22 protein-coding genes are annotated in these 19048 nt (G+C 66.1%); 9 read left to right on the forward strand and 13 right to left on the reverse strand.

What is annotated here, in order from left to right:
* Positions 1–68 precede the first annotated feature (68 nt).
* Both ASC89_RS10200 and ASC89_RS10205 read left to right on the forward strand, forming a co-directional pair.
* Positions 69–1457 (forward strand): Xaa-Pro peptidase family protein, encoded by a 1389-nt coding sequence (locus ASC89_RS10200; RefSeq protein WP_055997307.1) that lies wholly within the window; start codon positions 69–71, stop codon positions 1455–1457.
* Positions 1458–1651: 194 nt separating this feature from the next.
* Entirely contained in the window at positions 1652–1861 is a 210-nt protein-coding gene (locus tag ASC89_RS10205) for a cold-shock protein (RefSeq protein ID WP_055879654.1), read from the forward strand.
* Positions 1862–1916: 55 nt separating this feature from the next.
* Here the strand turns inward: ASC89_RS10205 and ASC89_RS10210 are convergent, their stop codons facing one another.
* From ASC89_RS10210 to ASC89_RS10240, 7 genes are all read right to left on the reverse strand, one after another.
* Positions 1917–2330 (reverse strand): VOC family protein, encoded by a 414-nt coding sequence (locus ASC89_RS10210; RefSeq protein WP_055997310.1) that lies wholly within the window; start codon positions 2328–2330, stop codon positions 1917–1919.
* Between the two features lie 60 nt (positions 2331–2390).
* A complete protein-coding gene (locus ASC89_RS10215) occupies positions 2391–3260 on the reverse strand; it encodes an AraC family transcriptional regulator (protein WP_055997313.1) in 870 nt (289 codons plus the stop codon).
* A gap of 37 nt (positions 3261–3297) precedes the next feature.
* Positions 3298–4572: an NAD(P)/FAD-dependent oxidoreductase gene (locus ASC89_RS10220; protein ID WP_055997315.1), complete on the reverse strand. Its 1275-nt coding sequence runs from the start codon at positions 4570–4572 to the stop codon at positions 3298–3300.
* 220 nt (positions 4573–4792) lie between these two features.
* Positions 4793–5140 carry a helix-turn-helix domain-containing protein gene (locus ASC89_RS10225; protein WP_055997317.1) on the reverse strand — a complete coding sequence of 116 codons (348 nt, stop codon included), beginning with the start codon at positions 5138–5140 and terminating at the stop codon, positions 4793–4795.
* A 58-nt stretch (positions 5141–5198) separates the two neighbouring features.
* The gene (locus ASC89_RS10230; RefSeq protein ID WP_055997320.1) at positions 5199–6752 is read right to left on the reverse strand and encodes a DHA2 family efflux MFS transporter permease subunit; all 1554 of its coding nucleotides are present in this window, start codon (positions 6750–6752) and stop codon (positions 5199–5201) included.
* 1 nt (position 6753) lies between these two features.
* On the reverse strand, positions 6754–7905 hold the full coding sequence (locus ASC89_RS10235) for an HlyD family secretion protein (protein ID WP_082533281.1): 1152 nt from the start codon (positions 7903–7905) through the stop codon (positions 6754–6756).
* A 2-nt stretch (positions 7906–7907) separates the two neighbouring features.
* Positions 7908–8372 (reverse strand): MarR family winged helix-turn-helix transcriptional regulator, encoded by a 465-nt coding sequence (locus ASC89_RS10240; RefSeq protein WP_162247929.1) that lies wholly within the window; start codon positions 8370–8372, stop codon positions 7908–7910.
* 91 nt (positions 8373–8463) lie between these two features.
* Between ASC89_RS10240 and dusA the strand changes: the two genes are divergently transcribed.
* The gene (dusA, locus tag ASC89_RS10245) at positions 8464–9480 is read left to right on the forward strand and encodes a tRNA dihydrouridine(20/20a) synthase DusA (RefSeq protein ID WP_244488433.1); all 1017 of its coding nucleotides are present in this window, start codon (positions 8464–8466) and stop codon (positions 9478–9480) included.
* 10 nt (positions 9481–9490) lie between these two features.
* Here the strand turns inward: dusA and ASC89_RS10250 are convergent, their stop codons facing one another.
* The 4 genes from ASC89_RS10250 to ASC89_RS10265 all read right to left on the reverse strand — a co-directional run bounded on the left by ASC89_RS10250 (position 9491) and on the right by ASC89_RS10265 (position 11988).
* The gene (locus ASC89_RS10250; protein WP_055997323.1) at positions 9491–9775 is read right to left on the reverse strand and encodes a hypothetical protein; all 285 of its coding nucleotides are present in this window, start codon (positions 9773–9775) and stop codon (positions 9491–9493) included.
* Positions 9772–10263, reverse strand: a complete 492-nt coding sequence (locus ASC89_RS10255) for a nucleoside deaminase (protein WP_055997326.1) — start codon at positions 10261–10263, stop codon at positions 9772–9774. The genes ASC89_RS10250 and ASC89_RS10255 overlap by 4 nt, the downstream gene beginning before the upstream one ends.
* Before the next feature lie 41 nt (positions 10264–10304).
* Positions 10305–10991: a TIGR02281 family clan AA aspartic protease gene (locus tag ASC89_RS10260; protein WP_055879630.1), complete on the reverse strand. Its 687-nt coding sequence runs from the start codon at positions 10989–10991 to the stop codon at positions 10305–10307.
* A 109-nt stretch (positions 10992–11100) separates the two neighbouring features.
* Positions 11101–11988 (reverse strand): LysR family transcriptional regulator, encoded by an 888-nt coding sequence (locus ASC89_RS10265; RefSeq protein ID WP_055997329.1) that lies wholly within the window; start codon positions 11986–11988, stop codon positions 11101–11103.
* Positions 11989–12106: 118 nt separating this feature from the next.
* On the opposite strand from ASC89_RS10265, the gene ASC89_RS10270 reads away from it, so the two are divergent.
* A complete protein-coding gene (locus tag ASC89_RS10270) occupies positions 12107–12739 on the forward strand; it encodes a glutathione binding-like protein (RefSeq protein ID WP_055997332.1) in 633 nt (210 codons plus the stop codon).
* On the opposite strand, the gene ASC89_RS10275 is transcribed toward ASC89_RS10270, so the two are convergent.
* Entirely contained in the window at positions 12736–13590 is an 855-nt protein-coding gene (locus ASC89_RS10275; RefSeq protein ID WP_162247930.1) for an adenosylcobinamide-GDP ribazoletransferase, read from the reverse strand. The two genes, ASC89_RS10270 and ASC89_RS10275, sit on opposite strands and share 4 nt — an antisense overlap.
* Positions 13591–13651: 61 nt before the next feature.
* Between ASC89_RS10275 and ASC89_RS10280 the strand changes: the two genes are divergently transcribed.
* The 3 genes from ASC89_RS10280 to ASC89_RS10290 all read left to right on the forward strand — a co-directional run bounded on the left by ASC89_RS10280 (position 13652) and on the right by ASC89_RS10290 (position 16073).
* Complete coding sequence (locus ASC89_RS10280; protein WP_055997335.1) at positions 13652–14116, forward strand: SRPBCC family protein; 465 nt, start codon at positions 13652–13654, stop codon at positions 14114–14116.
* Between the two features lie 79 nt (positions 14117–14195).
* Positions 14196–15236: a nicotinate-nucleotide--dimethylbenzimidazole phosphoribosyltransferase gene (gene cobT / locus ASC89_RS10285; RefSeq protein WP_055879615.1), complete on the forward strand. Its 1041-nt coding sequence runs from the start codon at positions 14196–14198 to the stop codon at positions 15234–15236.
* A gap of 54 nt (positions 15237–15290) precedes the next feature.
* Positions 15291–16073 carry an aminoglycoside adenylyltransferase domain-containing protein gene (locus ASC89_RS10290; RefSeq protein WP_055997338.1) on the forward strand — a complete coding sequence of 261 codons (783 nt, stop codon included), beginning with the start codon at positions 15291–15293 and terminating at the stop codon, positions 16071–16073.
* 69 nt (positions 16074–16142) lie between these two features.
* Here ASC89_RS10290 and ASC89_RS10295 read toward each other — a convergent pair whose 3' ends face one another.
* Positions 16143–17675 (reverse strand): HAMP domain-containing sensor histidine kinase, encoded by a 1533-nt coding sequence (locus tag ASC89_RS10295; protein ID WP_082528124.1) that lies wholly within the window; start codon positions 17673–17675, stop codon positions 16143–16145.
* Between the two features lie 108 nt (positions 17676–17783).
* Here ASC89_RS10295 and ASC89_RS10300 point away from each other — a divergent pair, with 108 nt between their 5' ends.
* Both ASC89_RS10300 and ASC89_RS10305 read left to right on the forward strand, forming a co-directional pair.
* Positions 17784–18458, forward strand: a complete 675-nt coding sequence (locus ASC89_RS10300) for a thermonuclease family protein (RefSeq protein ID WP_055997341.1) — start codon at positions 17784–17786, stop codon at positions 18456–18458.
* Positions 18459–18567: 109 nt separating this feature from the next.
* The gene (locus ASC89_RS10305; RefSeq protein WP_055879605.1) at positions 18568–19047 is read left to right on the forward strand and encodes an Lrp/AsnC family transcriptional regulator; all 480 of its coding nucleotides are present in this window, start codon (positions 18568–18570) and stop codon (positions 19045–19047) included.
* Position 19048 lies beyond the last annotated feature (1 nt).

Below are 19048 nucleotides of genomic sequence, written 5' to 3' on the forward strand. Positions count from 1 at the left end.
TTTCTTCCACGATTGCGAAAAACACCGAGCCGCGAACAAATCGCCTCGGGTTTGGGGGAATCCGTCCTATGCCTGCCTTCCGCCTGATCGACGCCAAGCTGCCTGACTTCGGCATTCCAGCAACGCGTCCGGAACTCGACCGTTCCGTCTATCTTGCCCGCTTCGCCGCCCTCGGCCGGGCCCGTCGTGCCGCCGGGCTCGATGCGCTGGTCGTCTATGCGGACCGCGAGCACTCGGCGAACCTCTGCTACATCACCGGTTTCGATCCGCGCTTCGAGGAAGCGCTGCTGCTGATCGCTCCCGACGCCACCCCGACCCTGCTGGCTGGCCCCGAGAATCTCGGCCGCGCCGCCAATGCCGCGATCGAGGTCGAGGCGCGTCTCTACCCCCCTTTCGGGCTGCTTGGGCAGGACCGCACCAAGACCCCGGCGCTGGCCGAGGTACTGCGCAACGCCGGCATCGCAGCGAACCAGCGTGTCGGCGTGCTCGGCTGGAAGTACTTTGGGCCCGATGAGGCTTCCAAGCCCGAGGCCTGGCTCGAGACGCCATCCTACATCGTCGACACGTTGCGCCAGATCGTCGGCGCCGACGGCCGCGTGGTGAATGCCAATGCCCTGCTGATGCACTCGGTGACCGGCCTGCGCGCCGTCAACGAGATCGTGCAGCTCGCCCAGTTCGAGTTCGGCGCCGTCGCCTGTTCGGAAGCGGTCAAGGCGGTGATCGCCAACGTGCAGCCCGGGATGAGCGAGTTCGAAGCGGTGCAGCAGATGCGCCTCGGCGTGCTGCCGCACTCCTGCCACACCATGTTCTCGTCGGGCGACAAGCTGGTCGGCCTCAACAGTCCGTCGGGCAAGAAGCTCAAGAAGGGCGATCCGATGACCTCGGCGGTCGGCTACTGGGGTGGCCTGTCGAGCCGCATGGGCTGGCTGGTCGAGGATGAGTCGGAGCTTCCATCCAATGTTCGCGACTATGTCGATCGCCTCGCCGGCCCGTACTTCGCCTGCGCTGCGGAATGGTACGAGACCATTGGCATCGGCGTCACCGGCGGTGAGCTCGACGCGCTGGCGCGCCGGCACCTCGATACGCCGTTCTTCAAGCTGGTGCTCAACCCAGGCCACCTGATTCACCTCGACGAGTGGATGAACACTCAGGTCTATCCCGGCTCGAAGGAACCGTTCCTGTCGGGCCAGGCGGTGCAGTGCGACATCATCCCGGCGGCCGGTCCGCCCTATTACGGCGCCAACATCGAGGATGGCATCGCGCTGCTCGACGAGCGGGGCAGGGCCGAGCTGAAGGTGGATTTCCCCGAGGTCTGGGGCCGCATCGAAGCGCGCCGGGCCTTCATGGGCGACGTGCTCGGCATTCGGCTGAAGCCGGAGGTGTTGCCGCTCTCCAACCTCGCCGGCGCGATGCCACCCTACTGGCTGTCGCCGAACCGTATCGTTTCCAAAGCGTGATGTGATCGTGCGCGCTCACTTGCCAATCTTGCGCGCGCCGATTATCTCGTTTGCCATCGACATTTGGCTGACTTCCGGCCGTATGCCCCCGCTCTCGGTCAGGCGCACGATAGGACTTCCAAAATTCGACTGACCGGGCAGGGTGATCGCATGTCGTTCTGTCCACCACATCACTGCGAAGAGGGACTCCCCCGATGGAAAAGGGCACCGTCAAATTCTACAACGATCAGAAGGGCTACGGCTTCATTCAGCCTGACAGCGGCGCGAAGGACGTGTTCGTGCACGCCACCGCTCTGCAGCGCGCTGGCCTGACCGGCCTGAGCGAAGGCCAGAAGGTCTCGTTCGAGACCGGCGAAGACCGCCGCACGGGCAAGATCGCCGTCACCGAGATTTCGGCCGCCTGATCTGGCGTAGAAATTGAGTTGAATGGCCGGGTACCGCAAGGTGCCCGGCCTTTCTCTATTCAGGCCGCCGCCACGGGCTGTAGCTGCCGACGCTCCACAGGTGCCCCTCGGGGTCGAGGCAGGCGAAGCCCCGGCCGCCGTAACTCTCGGTGCGAATCTCGCGGACGATCTCGGCGCCGTTTGCCTTGGCCTTCTCATAGACCCCGTCCACATCGTCGACGATCACGTAGGGACTCTGCGTCGTGCCGCCCAGCTTGTCGGGTGTCGAGATGGCGCGGCCGAACTCGGTGTGCGGATGCGGCGAGCCCAGCATGATCATGCCGTCGCCGAGCCGCAGTTCGGCATGCGAGATGCCGCCATTGCCGTCGCTGTTGATCTCGTGCCGGACGAAGCCGAAATTCTCGCACAGCCAGTCGATCATGGCGGGTGCGTCCTCATAGGTGAGGCAGGGGATAACGGTGGAAGCCATTTTCATCTCCGTTGCTGCGGTGAGTCTGGCTCCTGCGCCCGCGCCGGTCTTGGAGATTTGTTACCTCGGCGGCGCCAGCACGCTCCCATCCGGCAGGCTGGCGCGCAGCAGCGCGGTTGGCGATTGGCCGCTCATCGAGCGGAACTCGCCGTTGAAGTGCGACTGGTCGGCATAGCCGCAGGCATAAGCGAGATCGGCCAGCGACTGCACCCGGCCGGAGCGCAGGCCCGCGAGCGCGGACTCGAACCTGAGCAGCCGCGCCACCGTCTTCGGCGCCATACCGATCTCTCGCTGGAACAGCGTGCCGAGGTGCTTGCGGCTGACATCGAGCCTCGCCGCCAGCGCGCTGATATCGAGGTTTCCACCGGCCGCGACGAGTTGCGCATAGCCGGCCTCGACCAGCGGCGTGGGCGACGCGTTGCGGTCGAGCCGCTCGAGCAGGTAGCGCTCGATGATGGCGAAGCGCTGCGACCAGCCGATGGTATGCGCCAGTCGATCCTCGAGCCCACGGAACGCCGCGCCGAGCACAGCATCCGCCGGCACCACCAATCCCGCGATCTCGTGGAGGTCGAGGTCGAGGATGCGGCGGGCGCCGAGCGGGGTGAAGTTGACCTGCATGCAGAAGGCGTGGCCCGGCGAGCCGACCAGCGTCGGCTGGTCGGTGAGGCCGGCGATAAACCCCTGTCCCAGCCGCACGCTTTCCGCGCCATCATCAGCGAAGACGCTGAAGTGATGCTCGAACACCAGGATTAGCGGGATGCCCGAGAATGGCAGCTCATGCCGCACCAGCGGCGCGCCGCCGGTCTCGACATAGCCCTCGAGTTCGATGACGTGTGGTTGCAACAGCGCGGCGGCCTGCTTCCGCCACAGCGTCCAGCGGCCATGTTCCGATGCGTGATCGAACCTGTCGATGCCGGCCAGCTCGTCCATCCGGCAACTCTAGCTCTTCAGGTCGTTAGGCAAAACCTCACTTCTTGCCGCTGCCGGCCTCGCCCCAGGTGATCAGCCGGGCGCTGCGATGGCCGGTGAGGTAGATCCACAGCCAGCTGATCGCCACCGAGATGCGGTTCTTGAGCCCGATCAGGAAGTAGATATGGGCAAGGCCCCAGGTCCACCAGCCGATCCAGCCGGTGAGCTGGAGCCAGCCGAAGTCGATCAGCGCGGCGCTCTTGCCCACCGTGGCGATGTCGCCCAGGTGCTTGTAGCGGAACGGACCGACCGTCTGCCCGGCGAGCCGGGCGCGGATCACCGAGGCCGCATACTTGCCGCCCTGCTTGGCCGCGTCGCCAATCCCCGGCACCGGCTTGCCGTTCGGCGCCAATACCGTGACCGTGTCACCGATGGCGAAGATATTCGGGCTGCCGGGAACGGTCAGGTCGGGTTCGACCTTGATCCGTCCGGCGCGATCCGCCTCGACCCCCAGCCACCTGGCCGCCGGCGAGGCCAGCACGCCCGCCGCCCAGATGATGGTGTTGGCGCGGAGCTCCTGGCCGTCGAAGCGCACGGTGTCGGTCGTCACCTCGGTCACCGGCTGGCCCAGCATCACCTCGACGCCGAGCTTTTCGAGCGCCGACTTGGCATAGCCCGAGAGGTTTTCGCGGAAGTTGGCCAAGACCCGCGGCCCGGCTTCGATCAGGACGACGCGCGCCTCCTCCGGCTTGATCGAGCGGAACTCGTGCCTCAGCGAGGTGCGCGCCAGCTCGATCACCGCTCCGGCCAGTTCCACGCCGGTCGGGCCGGCGCCGATGATGGCGAAGGTCAGCAGCGACTTGCGCTTGTCCGGATCGGTCTCGCGCTCCGCCGCCTCGAAGGCCAGCAGCAGCCGGCGCCGCATCGCGGTCGCGTCTTCGAGTGTCTTGAGGCCAGGGGCGAAAGGCTCCCAGTCGTCATGGCCGAAATAGGCATGCCGCGCCCCGGTGGCGATGATCAGGCTGTCATATGGCACCCGCCCGCCATCCTCAAGCTCGACCAGTTGGGTCGCCTTGTCGATGCCGGTGACATTGCCGAGCAGCGTTGTCACCTCCGGCCGGTGCTTCACCAGCATGCGGATCGGCCAGGCGATCTCCGATGGGCTGAGGGCGGTGGTCGCCACCTGGTAGAGCAGCGGCTGGAACAGGTGATGGTTGCGCCGGTCGATGACGGTGATGTCGACATCGGCGCCCTTGAGCCTCTGGATGGCAGCCAGACCGCCAAACCCGCCGCCGATCACGACGACCCGATGCCGTTGAGCCGAGTTGGTCATTTCAAACCCCACTTGCAGTGCCCGCACTGCATGTAGGTCTTTGATCCGTAATGCTCAATGAACGGCGGCCGCGCCGGGCGCAGGCCTCACATGCGTTGCGGGCACACAAGCGGGATAAGAGAGAACGGAGGGAGCCTTGCACGATCATGCATGGGGTAAGGCTCCCTCCGGCCGGCGCTCTTCGCGCCATGCCCCGCCACGAACCGGCGGGGGGACTGAGCTAAGCGGCTGAGCCGTCGAAATCGCGGCGCGCCGCCTCGATGCTCTGTTGGTTGCGCACCGCGAATGAGCCGAGCGGGCGGACGCTGGCGGCGAAGTCGCGACCGAGCTCGGTCAGCTCGTATTCGACCCGCGGCGGGATGGTGGCGAAGGCGGCGCGCGCCGCGAAGCCGTGGCGTTGCAGGTTCCGCAGTGTCTGCGTCAGCTGCTTCTGCGAGATGCCGTCGACGGCGCGCGAGATCTCGTTGAACCGCAGCTTGCCGTCACGCATCACCGACAGCACGTCGACGGTCCAGCGGGCGCCGGCGAGATCGAGGAGGTCGTGAACAATCTCAAACTGGTTGGCCATGTCGTAATACCCTGTAGTTGTGGTGGTCCACCCGGCCGCGTGCGGCCGGGCTTGGTCGTTATTCGCCCATCGCGTGGGCGCGCTCTTCCGCCGTCATCGGCTTTGCCGCTTTCGGCCGGCGGAGCAGGAAGACGATCGGCAGCGACACGAAGGTCAGGATCATCATCAGGTGGAAGTCGTCGAGGAAGGCGAGCATCGCTGCCTGCTGGGTGATCATCCCGTGGATCGTCCCGACCACGTTGGCAAAGCCGCCATAGGCCGCCGCGAAGTCGCGCAGCGGGCCCGAATCGAGGGTGATCCGTTCCGCCAGTTCGCCATAGTTCACCACCTGCATCTGCGCGAGGATCGTCGTCACCACCGAGATGCCGACACCCTGGCCGACATTACGGATCAGGCTGAACATCGCCGTCGCATCGACCCGGTACTTCGCATTGATGGTGGCGAAGGCCAGCGAGTTGAGCGGCACGAACACAAAACCCATGCCGATGCCCTGCAGGAACCCCGAGATGAGGATCGGCCCCGAGCCCATGACGATGTCGAACTCGGTCATCATATAGAGCGAGTAGCCCATCACCAGGGTACCGCCGACCACCAGCAGGCGCGGGTCATACTTCGACACCAGCCGGCCGACGACGATCATCGACACCATCGTGCCGATACCGCGCGGTCCCATTAAGAGGCCTGTCTCGATCACCGGAAAGCCCATCAGGTTCTGCAGCATCGGCGGCAGCAGCGCGAGGCCCGAGAACAGCGTGATGCCGGTGATGAAGATCAGCACCAGCCCGGTGACCAGGTTCCTGTCCTTGAACATGGCCATGTCCATGAACGGGTTCTCGGCCGTCAGGCAATGGACGATGAACACCCACAGGCCCGAAATGGCGAGCAGCAAATAGAGCCAGATCTCGGCCGAGTCGAACCAGCCGACGCCCTGGCCGCGATCGAGCAGCATCTGCAGCGATGCCACCGCCAGCGCCAGCATGCCGAAGCCGAAGAAATCGAACTTGCGGATCTTGATCACGGTGTTCGGCATCAGCGCCGCCAGCATGAAGAAGGCGACGATCCCGACCGGCAGGTTGACGAGGAACACGGCGCGCCAGTTGAACGTCTCGGTCAGCCAGCCACCCAGCGTCGGCCCGATGATCGGCCCGAACATGATGCCGGCGCCGAAGATCGCCATCGCCTGCCCGAGCTGTTCGCGCGGGTTGATGTCCATCATCGTCGCCTGGGCCAGCGGCACCAGCATGGCGCCGCAGACGCCCTGGATGACGCGGAACGCCACCATCTGCGCGAGGTTGGTGGCGATGCCGCAGAGCAGCGACGCCGCGGTGAAGCCAACGACGGCCGCGAGCAGCAGGTTGCGCCGGCCGAAACGGTCGGAGAACCAGCCGGTCAGCGGCGTCGCGATGGCCGCGGCGACGATATAGGAGGTCAGTACCCAGTTGATCTCGTCCTGCGACGCGCCGAGGCTGGCGCGCATATGGGGCAGGGCGACGTTTGCGATCGTGGTGTCGAGCACCTGCATGATCACCGCCACCATGATGGCGGCGGTGAGCAGGCCCTTGTTCTTGACGACGACTGTGGGGGCCGACACGGAGGCAGCGGCGGCAGCCATTTTAGAGCGCCTTCTGGCTTTCGGCAGCCTCTGCCCCGGCGGGCTTGGTGTCGACGTTGACGGTGGCGCTCATGCCGGCCCGGAGCAGGTCCGTGCCCGTATCGCAGGCGATGTTGACCGGCACGCGCTGCGTGACCTTCACCCAGTTGCCGGTGGCGTTCTGCGCCGGGATCAGCGCGAACTCCGCACCGGTTGCGGCGCCGATCGAGGCGACCTGGCATTCGATCGCGAGGCCCGGATAGGCGTCGACCTTCACCTCGGCCGGCATGCCGACGGCCAGCGTGGTCAGCTGCGTTTCCTTGAAGTTGGCCTCGACCCAGGTGTCGCCGGTTTCGACCAGCGTCGCGATGGTCGAGCCGGTATTGATGAACTGGCCGACATTGAGGCTCGCGACCTGGCTAACGATGCCATTCGCCGGCGCGAGCACCGTGCTCTTGTCGAGGTTGCGCTGGGCGTTGTCGCGCGCCGCGAGGGCCGCACGCACTGCCGGGTGGTCGTCGGTCTTGATGCTGGGGTCGCCGCCGAGCGCTGCCGTGGCGTTGGCCACGTCCTGCTGCTCGAGCGCCACGTTGCTTTGGGCCTGCTGCAGCGCCAGCCGCGAGTCATCGAGCGCCGACTCGGCCGAAATTCCTTGCTTCTGCAGGTTGGAAGCGCGGTCCCACTCCTTCTGCCGGATGGCGAGCGTGGCGTTGGCGGCATCGAGTTTGGCGCTGGCGATCGAGTAGCCGACGCGCAACTGCTCGACATTCACCCGCGCCGTGGCGAGCGCCGCGTCGGCCTGGCTGAGCGCGATGCGATAGGGCTCGGGGTCGATGGCGAACAGCGCGTCGCCGGCCTTCACCGACTGGTTGTCCTTGACTGCCACCGAGACGATGCGGCCCGCCACGTCCGACGAGATCGACACCTTGGGCTGCTGCACATAGGCATTGTCGGTTTCGACATATCGCCCGCCGGTCAGCCAGAAATAGCCGCCACCCACCGCCAGCACCACCGGCACGGCCAGCATCAGCGCCAGCTGTCGACCCGAGCGCTTCTTCTTGGCCGGAGCCTCAGGCGCCGCGGCAGCTGCAGCCTCGGGCTTGCTGGCTTCAACGGCCGACGTGGCGACGGGCTTGGCTTCGCCGGGGGCAGGGGGCGTGACACGGGCGTTCATAATCAGACTTCCTCGAGATCGGCCGTCTGGCCGGAAAGGTTTTCGCGCATCTTCGAGAGCGCAGTGATCACAGTCTGCCGTTCCTCGGGGCTGACCCCCTCGAGCGCGGCCTCATACATCGCCAGCCCGACTTTCCGGGCGGTGGTGAAAATCTCTTCGCCCTCGGCGGTCAGCCGGGCGAGCTTGGCGCGGCTGTCGGTGGGGTCGGGGTAGCGGTCGAGCAGGCCGCGTTTCTCCAGCCGGTCGAGCACGCCCGACACCGTCATCGGGTCGGTGTCGGTCGCCGCCGCGAGCGCCACCTGGGTGATGCCCTCGTTGATCGCCACCTGCGCCAGCACCCGCCATTGCGGTAGGGTGATGCCGTGAACCCGCGCCTCTTCCTCGAAGCGCCGCTTCATCAGCCGGGCTACTTCGTGGATCAGGTAGCCCATCGGGGCCTGGTGCTTGTACGTCTGGTTGGATTTCATAAGCGCACATATAATAAGCGCACATACGAAGTCAACGAACGGAACTATTAGAAACCAAGCTAAATCTGCATGGCTGGCATTTTTGCGCCGCATGCCCTATCTCCCGGCCATGGCACACGACCTCGCAACCGCCCGCCGCTTCTCGGTGGCCCCGATGATGGATTGGACTGACCGTCACTGTCGGGTCCTGCATCGGCTGCTCACCTCCGAGGCGCTGCTGTTCACCGAGATGGTGACCAGCGCCGCGGTGGTGCACGGCCCGCGCGAGCGGCTGCTGGGCTTCGACCAGGTCGAGCAGCCGGTGGCGCTGCAGCTCGGCGGTTCCGATCCGAAGGAGCTGGCCGAGGCCACCCGCATCGCCACCGAGTTCGGCTATCGCGAGATCAACCTCAATGTCGGCTGCCCGTCCGATCGGGTGCAGTCGGGCCGTTTCGGCGCCTGCCTGATGGCCGAGCCGGAGCTCGTCGCCGAGTGCGTCCGCGCCATGCGCGATGCCACCGACCTGCCGGTAACGGTCAAATGCCGTATCGGCATCGACGACCAGGACACCGAGGAAAGCCTCGATCGCTTTGCTGACGCCATGGTGGCGGCCGGGGTCGACGCGCTCTACGTGCACGCCCGCAAGGCCTGGCTCAAGGGCCTCAGCCCCAAGGAAAACCGCGAGATCCCGCCGCTCGACTACCCGCGCGTTCATCGCCTCGCCGCGCGCCTCAGGCCGCTGCCGGTCATGATCAATGGCGGCATCAAGACCATCAAGGACGCCGAAGCGCATATGGCGCACATGTCGGGCGTCATGCTCGGCCGCGTCGCCTACCATGAGCCGATGCTGCTGAGCCTGGTCGATGAGCGCTTCTTCGGCGCGCCCAAGAAATCGATCGAGCTGCGCGATGTGATGGTCGCGATGGCCGACTACGCCGAGCGCGAGATCGGCAAGGGCGCGCGGCTCAACAACATCACCCGCCACATGCTGGGCCTCGCCAACGCCCGCGCCGGCGCCCGCACCTTCCGCCAGATCCTCAGCGTCGACGCGGCGAAGCGCGGCGCTGGTCCGGAAGTGATCATGCGGGCGTTCGAGGCGCTCGAGCCGGAACTGCAGCTGGCGGTTTAGCTCGCCGCCGCTAGCGGTTTCGCCTCGAAGCGTAAGCGAGTGCGACCAGGCCGAGCAGGACGGCCAGGATAGGCACCGCCAAGCCGATTGCGCCAAGGACGATCGAAGACCAATCGAGGCTCGAGACTTCGATGCCGTCTCGAACGTCGAATTTCAGGTAGTCGTCACCGATCTCGTTGGAAACGAGCAACGAGGTGATCGCTGCGGCTGCAATCAGCGAAACGGCAGCACAGATCGCGGCAGGGACCAGCAGTGCCGAGAGCGCTGGCCGGACGCTGGGGAGCTCGAACCTCACCCCTTCTCCTTCCAGAAATCCGCCTGCAGCTGCGCCGCTTCCTCCGCCAGCAACGGTCCGACGATCTCGGTCGGCCGCTGCCCGGCCTCGAACACGATATGGCACGGCAGATCCAGCGTCGGGTTTTCCTCGTGCGCACCAGTCTGCGCCTTCAGGTCGCGCTCGGTCTGGCCGAACACCACCCGGCCAATGCCGGCCCAATAGATGGCGCCCGAGCACATGGCGCAGGGCTCGGCCGAGGTGTAGAGCGTGCAGTCCTTCAGCTCTTCGAGGCTGAGGTTCTTGGCCGCCCACGAAGCCAGCAGCTTTTCGGCATGCGCGGTGCGGTCGCCACCTTCCGAACTGTAGCCGTTCCCCTGTTCACGCAGCACCTTGCCGGCTTTGTCCGCCAGGAGGGAGCCGAACGGATGGTCGCCGCCATCGCGCGAGCGTTTGGCGACGGCAAAGGATTGGCGCAGCAGGGCTTCGTCATAGCTACGTTGTGGCATCGAGGTCTCCGTGATCTCGGGAGACTATGCCCCAGCGCTGCTCAGTCGACCAGTTCCAGCGCGTTGCCGCTCACCGCATAGCGGCTGAGCGTGCCGAGGAAGGTCATGCCGAGCAGGCTCTGCTCCAATGCTCCCTGTTCGGCGATGAAGGCGCGCACATTGTTGCGCACGATCCCACCCACCTCGACCTGGTCGAGCGTCACCGCCGCCGCCTTGCCTGTGCCGTTGGCGGTGGAGACCGAGATATCGTAGCGCAGTGTCTCCGTGGCGTAGCCGGCCTTCTGCGCGTCATCATGCGTCAGCACCACGGCGCTGGCGCCGGTGTCGAAGATGGTCCGGATGTCCGAGCCGTTGATGGTGGCGTTGATCTGGAAGTGCCCGTCGCGACCGCCGCGGAAGGTGGCGCTGCCACGTTCGCCGTCGACCACCGCGATCCCCGGCATCAGCTCGCCGAACACGCGTGACGCCACCAGGGTCAGGTCGTCGCGATAGGTGTAGCCGACCAGCACCACGCCGAAGATACCGGCCCACAGCACCAGGTTGCCGAACAGCTCGGAAAACTTGTAGCGCCGCGAGAACAGCCCGCCGGCGATAAAGATCAGGATCACCACCAGCGGCAGCAACTGCCCGAGCTGGTTCTGCGTGAGGCCAACCATCGACCCGGCGTCGGCGCTGACCAGCAGGGCCAGTCCGATGGCGATGACGAGGGCGAAACCGATGAACAGCATGCAGATCCCCAAGAGCGCTTTCAGGAAAAGTTGTGAGACTTTTCCACCTCGAAAGCGCGACTACTAAGCCACGGCGCTCTCCACGATAATGGGGAGCCCCAGACGCAATTCAAGCACCGCGCCGGCCGGAGAACAGTGAACTCTGCGCGACCAGCCCGTCGCCGACGATATCGAAGAAGGCCCTGACTCGCGCCGTCTTCCTGAGGTCAGCATGGGTGACGATCCACAGCTCGCGTGTCAACTCGATGACCGGCCCGGCGGCGGCGCGCATGAGGTCCGGCTCGATGTCGCCGAGGTAGCAGGGCAGCATCGCATAGCCGATTCCGGCCTTGGCGGCGGTGAACTGGTTGATCAGGCTGTTGGCGCGATAGACGATATGACGCGGCTCGATGTTTTCGCCCAGCCAGTCGGCGGCGGCGATTCCGGTCACCTCGGCGCCCCAGCCGATGAAGTCACGCCCGGCAATGTCGTCCAGCGGTCCGAGCGATGGCGCGCCATAAATGGCCCAGGCAATGTCGGCGAGCTTGCGTCCGAACAGGTCCGGCTCCTTGGGTCGCGTCACCCTGAGGGCAATGTCCGCCTCGCGCCGGCTGAGGCTCAGCACCCGGTTGTCGACGACGAGTTCGACCACGATCCCCGGATGCGCCTCCCTGAACCGCGCCAGCTGCTCGGTCAGCACGCTATAGGCCAGCGTTTCGGACGAGGTGACGCGCAGCGCCCCAACCAGCCGCTGGTCCCGGCCCCCGACCTCGCGGCTCAGGGCATCCGCCTCGGTCTCCACCCGCTCGGCGGTGGTGGCGACCCGCTCGCCCTCGGTCGTTGTCTGGTAGACGCCGCCCGGCAGTCGCTCGAACAGCCGCACCCCGAGCTTTTCCTCCAGCGTATTGAGACGCCGGAAGGCGGTGGAATGGTTGACGCCGAGCGCCGTGGCGCCGCCGCCGAGGGTGCCGGCCCGCGCGATGGCGAGCACCAGCTTCAGGTCGTTCCAGTTTTCCATGCCGTAGACATAGCACTTCCAGCGTTTGCAATCATGCAAATGCTGATGGCGAAATCACCATTCGCCTTTCGTTGGTGCGGCAACTAGCTCTTCGGCATCACCAACCGGAGAGACTGAAATGCAGCTCTACTACCACCCCTATGGATGCTCGCTCGCCCCGGCAATTGCCGCCGCCGAAGCCGGGATCGCGCTGGACCTCGTCTATGTCGATATCCTCGGCGAACCGCACACCCTGGCCGATGGCCTGCTCTATACCGAGATCAACGCCCGCAACTATGTGCCGCTGCTCGGGCTCGACGACGGCACCGAGGTCAGCGAGGCCGGGATCATCCTGCAATATCTCGCCGACCTGAATCCGGCGGCCGGGCTGGCGCCCGCCCAGGGCACGACCGAGCGGCGGGAACTCAACCAGTGGCTGACCTTTCTCGGCACCGAACTGCACAAGACCTACTCGCCGTGGTTGTTCCACCCCGAGGTCGGGGAGGTGGCGCAGGACTATGCCCGCAAGCGCGTCGCCGCTCGCTACGCCATTGTCGAGCAGCAGCTCAGCGGCAAGACCTGGCTCTTGGGTGAGAGTTTCTCCATCGCCGACGCCTACCTGTTCGTGATGGTCAACTGGGCCGCGGCGGCGAAGACGCCGCTGACCGACTTCCCCAACATCCGCGCCTGGTTCGAGCGGATGAAGGCTCGCCCGCAGGTTCGCGCTGCGCTGAAGATGCATTCGGCCAGCCCGGCTGCGCAGGCCGCTTAGACGAACACCAGCAGCACGGTCAGCACGGCGACCTCGATCAGCGCCTGCAGCGCCCCGATCAGGTCGCCGGTCTGTCCGCCGATCAGTTTGCGGCAGACCCACACCCACGCCGCCGCGACGCCTGCCGCCGCGGCGAGCGACAGGATCACCGCGACGACGCTGGTGAACGGTGCGGCGAGGACGAATGCCAGCAGCACCGCAAATCCCATGCCCCCGAAGAACGCTTTCCGCGACACCCGTCCGACTGAGGCCGACGCCCCACCCTCGCGGGCATTGGGCAGCGCGACGCTTACCCACAACGACGCCGAGCGCCCGATCACACTCGAAGCCAGCCAGATCGCACCGGCGGCCAGCGGATTGTACGCCGCTACCGCGCCGATCGCCGTCACCCGCAGCAGCAGGTAAAGCCCGATCGCTGCCACTCCATAAGTGCCGTGCCGGCTGTCCTTCATGATCTCGAGCCGCCGCTCGATCGTCGCTCCGCCGATCAGCCCGTCGGCGCTGTCGGCCAACGCATCGTCCGCCATCGCCCCGGTGGCCACCAGCACCGCGGCGACCCCCAGCGTCGCTGCGAAATAGCTCGGCACCCCGAGCCAGGCGGCAATCATCATCAGCAAGGCCGGCAGGAACCCGATGGCGACGCTGGTGAAGCTGAGCCCCACCGCGATGCGGTTGAGGTTCGGTTTCTCGAACGGACTGTCGCCGGTCGGCAGCCGCGAGAAGAACCTGAGCCCCATGATCAGGTCATCCGCCAGGCGCCAGCCATAGGCTTCGGGCTGCGGCGGCTGAGGCTCTGCGCCCGGGCGATGGTTGTCCTGCCGCGGGGGCGTCCGAGGCGCGTCGTCGCTCACTTGCAGTTCCCTTGCCATGGGTCGATGCTCGCTTGTCCTTCAGCCGAGGGGGCAATGCAAGGTGAGTGTCACTGAGTTCGAACTGGTGTCGCAGTGGCGGATTGCTGCGCCGCTGGACCAGGTCTGGCCGGAGATCTTTGATGTCGATGCCTGGCCCTCGTGGTGGCGCGCCGTCCGCAAGGTGGAGCGGCTCCGCGACGGCGATGCCGGTGGTGTCGGGGCGCTCCGCCGTCTGACCTGGGCGACGGCGCTGCCCTACAGCATCACCTTCGATGTCCTTTCGACCCGTATCGAGCCGATGCACCTGATCGAGGGGCGCGCCACGGGCGAGCTCAGCGGCGTGGGGCTCTGGACCCTGGTTGCCGACGGAGCAGGAACGGCAGTGCGCTACGATTGGCGCGTCGACCTGGGCAAGCCCTGGATGCGAATCCTGGCGCCGGTGCTGCGTCCGGTCTTTGCCTGGAACCACAACGTCCTGATGGGCTGGGGCGAGGCCGATCTCAAGGCTCGGCTGGGCATCGGCTGAGCTCCGGGTCAGTCTTGCTGATCCCCGGGTCAGTCTTGCTGATCCCGATCGCGCTGGACTCTTGGGGCCGGACTCGCCCATGAGTGGCGTCCCCGAGCCGGAGCCGAAATTGCCGTCCCCCTTCGCCGATATCATTGACCTCCTGCACATCGCACCCTCGGGTGATGAAAGCGCGGTCGCCGCCATCCGCCAGCGTGATCGCCAGCTTACCAAGCCGCCCGGCTCGCTCGGCGAACTCGAGCAACTGGTCGAGTTCCTCGGCCGCTGGCAGGGTAAGTCCAAGCCTACCCTGGACAACCCGATGGTCGCGATCTTCGCCGCCAATCACGGCGTCACCGATCAGGGCGTCTCCGCCTTTCCGCGCGAAGTGACGGCGCAGATGGTCGCCAATTTCACTGCCGGGGGCGCCGCCATCAGCCAGATCTGCGCGCTGCATGAGCTGAACCTGCGCGTCTTCGAGCTGGCGCTGGAGCTGCCCACCGGCGACATCACCCGTACCGCCGCAATGGACGATCGCATGTGCGCCGCCACCGTCGCCTATGGCATGGAAGCGGTAGCCGGTAAGCCCGATCTGCTTGCCATCGGCGAGATGGGCATTGGCAACACCACCGTTGCCGCCGCCATCTACGCCGCACTGTTCGGCGGCACCGGTGCCGATTGGGTCGGCCGCGGGACCGGCGTCGACGATGCCGGCCTCGCCCGCAAGGCCGATGCCGTCGATCGCGCCCTGGCGCTGCACCGTGACGCGCTGACCGATCCGCTCGCCATCCTCGCCCGGCTCGGCGGCCGCGAGATTGCTGCCATGCTCGGCGCCATCATCTCCACCCGTCAGCAGAAAATCCCGGTGATCGTCGATGGCTTCGTCGCCACCGCCGCAGCCGCCATCGCGCAGGCGGTGAACCCGGAGGCGATCGAGCACTGTATCTTCGGGCACCTGTCGGGCGAGCACGCCCACGCCCGTGCACTCGAGGCGATGGGCAAGCGCCCGTTGCTCAACCTCGGCATGCGGCTGGGGGAGGGGAGCGGCGCAGCGCTGGCCGCCGTGCTTGCCAAGACCGCGCTCCACCTCCACAACAACATGGCCACTTTCGGCAGCGCCGGGGTCAGCGACAAGAACTGACCCGGGGTCAGCGACAAGAACTGACCCGGGGTCAGCGACAAGGAGAGCTAGGCGATGATCGTGGCCGGTGCGGAGGCAACCATTGACCTCGCTACTGGCCATTTCGTCAGCCTGCTGCAGCGCAACACCGCCGACCTGATCACCGGCCTTCATCTCATCGGCTCCATCGCCGACGGCGACTTCCGTCCGGCCATGAGCGATCTTGATTTCGTTGCCGTGCTGTCGCGCCCGCTGACCGACGAGGATGCCGAGGCGCTGGTGCTGGTTCACCGCAGCTACCGCACCGATCCGACCCTGCCCAACCTCGACGGCATCTGGCTCACCGAAGCCGAGCTCGGCGCCGGCCCCGACCCCATCGGCGATGGCCCGACCTCGCAGCAGGGCGATTTCGTCATCGCGGCCCGGGGCAACCGCAACCCGGTCACCTGGCACGCGCTGCCTGGTGCGGTGACGCTGATCGGCGAACTTGATCGCTCGGCCCTGTGGCAGGATCGCGCGCACCTGGTGAGCTGGGTCCGCGACAATGCGGCCACCTACTGGCGCCGTTGGCTGGCGCGGGCTTCGGGCATCTCGCCCGCCATGCTCGGCCGCGCCGCCCCGATGTGGGGCGTGCTCGGCATCAGCCGGCTGGCCTACACTGGGGTCACCGGCGAGATCGCTTCGAAGTCCGCCGCCGGCGAATGGGCGCTGACAGCGTTCGATCCGCGCTGGCGCCCGATCATCGAGGAAGCATTGGCTTATCGCCGCGGCCAGCCGTCGAACTACGGCAATCCGTTCGCCAGGCGCAGAGATACGCTGGCCTTCGTCGAGATGGCGATCGGCGAGACCGTGGCCTGACGTAGCTGCATGCTCGATGCCCCATCTCCCCCGCAAGGAGGGAGATGGGGCCGGTACCTGCAGCCACCCTCAGCTCGCTTCGGAGTAGATCCGCAACCGCGGCTTCTTTTCCACCACCGGCGCCAGCGCGTCCATGACACGGGCCCGCGGGAATGTCGCGATCACTTCGGTGCCGAAGCGGAGTTTTGAGAACAGGTCGAACCGGCCCTGGTGCAATTCCATGATCTTCTGCACGATGGGCAGGCCGAGGCCCGCCCCCTGTTCCGCCGTCTTCTGCGCCAGCGAACCCTGGCCGAACGAGCTCAGCACCGTCTCGATCTCGCTCTCCGGGATGCCCGGGCCGTTGTCGCGCACGCTGATCAATTGGCCGCCATCGCCCGAACGCGTCACCATCAGGTGCACCTTGCCCGATTGGGGGGTGAACTTGATGGCATTGGAGAGCAGGTTCAATACCACCTGGCGGATCGCCCGCTCATCGCCCCAGAGCTTGGGCAGGTTGTGTGCATAGCTGACACTGAGTTCGATGCCCTTGCCCTTGGCGCGGATCTCGACCATACGCCGGCAATCTTCGGCGATGTCGATCAGCGACACCGCTTCCTCGTTGAGGTCGTACTTGCCCGCCTCGATGCGGCTCAGATCCAGCAACTCGTTGATCAGGTTGAGCAGGTGCTGGCCCGAGGAGTGAATGTCCCCGGCATATTCCTTGTATTGCGGCACGTTGTGCGCCCCGAGCAGCTCGGACTGCAGCACCTCCGAAAAGCCGATGATGGCGTTGAGCGGCGTGCGCAGCTCGTGGCTCATCGTGGCGAGGAACTGCGACTTGGCGATGTTCGCCTGCTCGGCATGCCGCCGGGCTTCGTCGCTCATCTCGCGCGCTTCCTCGAGTTCGTTGATCAGCGCGTCCTTCTCCGACTGGTGCTCGATGGTCTCGAGCTCCGAGGCGTAGAGCTGCTTGGCGAGGTAGACAAAGAACATCTCGCCGCCCACCACCACCGCGGCCAGCGCCCAGTTGAGCGTTCCTCCCGCCAGCAGCAAGGTGATGGTCACCGTGGCCGCTGCGGGGAGGGTGCTCATCAGCGTCGCACCGGGCAGGGTGCGTGTCGCCACCGCATTGGCGGCGATGCCCACCAGCGCGATTGCAAACATCGCCACCAGCAGCGCCATCCGGTCTTCAGCCACCAGGGTGAACAGCGCCAGCAGCGCCCACGCGATGCCGTTGACCAGCTCTGCCGCGATGAACGTCGTGGTCCAGCGGCCGGCATTGAACTTGGCGGGGTCCTCGGTCTTCAGCCGCCGGCACAGCCAGATCACTGCGAGATTGGCGACGATCACCAGCGCTGCCCATCCGGCCGCCGCCAATGGCGGAACCCACAGGCTCGAGAACAGCGCGAGAATGAGGACCAGCGCCGGCACCGCGAGAAGCCCGCCGAGCCGCGAGCTGGCATATTCGTCGAGCAGTTCGAAATCGAAGGAAGCGCGGGTGCCGGAACTGGAGGTGAGGCGCTGTCGCGCGTCGAACACCGCCCGCTGCGAGTTGCGACGAAGCTCGCGGCCCATCTGGGCGCGCACGTCCTGATCGTGCATCGCGGGCTTCAACGACATTTACGCAGTACTCGACTAAACACTACGAACAGGAAACGCGTTCGTTACGCTTGTGCAAAAACCCTTAGCCTCGCATGGTTAAGTTAGGGTGAAGGGCGGGGGCTCGGGATGGGAAAAGCCCGTGGCGAGAAGCAGTTGCAGCCGACCCTCCACCGGGCCATGCCCGCCTGGGCGAACGGCCGCCGCAACCCGCTGCCTCGCCGTCGCAGGTTTCGTTGGCGCAGCTGGCTGGTCATTCTCGCCGGGCTGGGGATCGTCGCCTATCTGCTGCTCGCTGATGCTCCATTCACGCTCGATGGCCCGCTGCTGACCGGTCAGGTCGAGCGGGTGAGCGACGGCGACACCATCGACATCAGCGGGCAGCGCATTCGGCTGCCGGGGATCGATGCGCCGGAATGGAACCAGACCTGCCGGACGGCCAATGGCGGCTCGTGGGATTGCGGCAAGGCCGCGGCCACCCGCATGCGGGAATTGACCCGTAACCGCACGCTGTCCTGCCGACCGGAGGGCCACGATCGCTACCGCCGGCTGCTGGCCGTCTGCCGCGCCGGCAAGGTGGATATCGCCGAGACCATGGTCACCGACGGACTTGCAACTGCAACGGACCGCTACGCGGGGGCCGAGAGCCAGGCGAGGCGGGCCAGGCGCGGGCTGTGGCAGGGGCAATTCGATACCCCGGCGGATTGGCGTCGGCGCGAGGCCGAGGGTGGTGCCGGCGAGGCCGGGAATCCCAGCCGCTTCGAGCGCTTTTTGGCCTGGCTTTGGGGGCTTCTACCCAGTTGACAGGCGCAAGATATTTGCGTTGTATGGCCACCTTATCCGACCATCTTTGCGTCGTGGCGCTGATTTTCTCACAGTCACGCAATCTGATTTCTAGGGGGCTGCCATAGCTTTGGACAAGATCGACCGCAAGATTCTGGCGCTCCTGCAGAAGGATGCGACGACTCCGGTTGCCGAAATCGGCCGCAAGGTGGGGCTGTCAACGACGCCGTGCTGGCGCCGCATCCAGAAGATGGAAGAGGACGGGATCATCAAGGGCCGCGTCGCGGTGCTGGACCCCACCAAGATCAATGCCGGCGTCACGGTGTTCGTGTCGATCCGCACCAACGAGCACAACGATGCGTGGATGCGGAAGTTCGCCGCTGTGGTGGAAGATTTCACCGAGGTGGTCGAGTTCTACCGGATGAGCGGCGAGGTGGACTATCTGCTGCGTGTCGTCGTTCCCGATATCGCGGCCTATGACTCGTTCTACAAGAAGCTGATTTCGAAGATCAATCTGACCGACGTCAGCTCGTCCTTCGCCATGGGCCAGATCAAGTACACCACGGCATTGCCGCTTGAGTTCGCCATCGTCTCCGACGACGACAAGTAAC

Origin of the sequence: Devosia sp. Root413D1 (assembly GCF_001425235.1) — a bacterium.
Classification (GTDB): domain Bacteria; phylum Pseudomonadota; class Alphaproteobacteria; order Rhizobiales; family Devosiaceae; genus Devosia_A.

What these genes read in the sequence shown, in the direction of transcription:
- ASC89_RS10200 (WP_055997307.1), top strand. Translation starts at nt 69, where the DNA reads ATGCCTGCCTTCCGCCTGATCGACGCCAAGCTGCCTGACTTCGGCATT.
- ASC89_RS10205 (WP_055879654.1), top strand. Translation starts at nt 1,652, where the DNA reads ATGGAAAAGGGCACCGTCAAATTCTACAACGATCAGAAGGGCTACGGC.
- ASC89_RS10210 (WP_055997310.1), bottom strand. Translation starts at nt 2,330, where the DNA reads ATGGCTTCCACCGTTATCCCCTGCCTCACCTATGAGGACGCACCCGCC.
- ASC89_RS10215 (WP_055997313.1), bottom strand. Translation starts at nt 3,260, where the DNA reads ATGGACGAGCTGGCCGGCATCGACAGGTTCGATCACGCATCGGAACAT.
- ASC89_RS10220 (WP_055997315.1), bottom strand. Translation starts at nt 4,572, where the DNA reads ATGACCAACTCGGCTCAACGGCATCGGGTCGTCGTGATCGGCGGCGGG.
- ASC89_RS10225 (WP_055997317.1), bottom strand. Translation starts at nt 5,140, where the DNA reads ATGGCCAACCAGTTTGAGATTGTTCACGACCTCCTCGATCTCGCCGGC.
- ASC89_RS10230 (WP_055997320.1), bottom strand. Translation starts at nt 6,752, where the DNA reads ATGGCTGCCGCCGCTGCCTCCGTGTCGGCCCCCACAGTCGTCGTCAAG.
- ASC89_RS10235 (WP_082533281.1), bottom strand. Translation starts at nt 7,905, where the DNA reads ATGAACGCCCGTGTCACGCCCCCTGCCCCCGGCGAAGCCAAGCCCGTC.
- ASC89_RS10240 (WP_162247929.1), bottom strand. Translation starts at nt 8,372, where the DNA reads ATGAAATCCAACCAGACGTACAAGCACCAGGCCCCGATGGGCTACCTG.
- dusA (WP_244488433.1), top strand. Translation starts at nt 8,464, where the DNA reads ATGCCCTATCTCCCGGCCATGGCACACGACCTCGCAACCGCCCGCCGC.
- ASC89_RS10255 (WP_055997326.1), bottom strand. Translation starts at nt 10,263, where the DNA reads ATGCCACAACGTAGCTATGACGAAGCCCTGCTGCGCCAATCCTTTGCC.
- ASC89_RS10260 (WP_055879630.1), bottom strand. Translation starts at nt 10,991, where the DNA reads ATGCTGTTCATCGGTTTCGCCCTCGTCATCGCCATCGGACTGGCCCTG.
- ASC89_RS10265 (WP_055997329.1), bottom strand. Translation starts at nt 11,988, where the DNA reads ATGGAAAACTGGAACGACCTGAAGCTGGTGCTCGCCATCGCGCGGGCC.
- ASC89_RS10270 (WP_055997332.1), top strand. Translation starts at nt 12,107, where the DNA reads ATGCAGCTCTACTACCACCCCTATGGATGCTCGCTCGCCCCGGCAATT.
- cobT (WP_055879615.1), top strand. Translation starts at nt 14,196, where the DNA reads ATGAGTGGCGTCCCCGAGCCGGAGCCGAAATTGCCGTCCCCCTTCGCC.
- ASC89_RS10290 (WP_055997338.1), top strand. Translation starts at nt 15,291, where the DNA reads ATGATCGTGGCCGGTGCGGAGGCAACCATTGACCTCGCTACTGGCCAT.
- ASC89_RS10295 (WP_082528124.1), bottom strand. Translation starts at nt 17,675, where the DNA reads ATGTCGTTGAAGCCCGCGATGCACGATCAGGACGTGCGCGCCCAGATG.
- ASC89_RS10300 (WP_055997341.1), top strand. Translation starts at nt 17,784, where the DNA reads ATGGGAAAAGCCCGTGGCGAGAAGCAGTTGCAGCCGACCCTCCACCGG.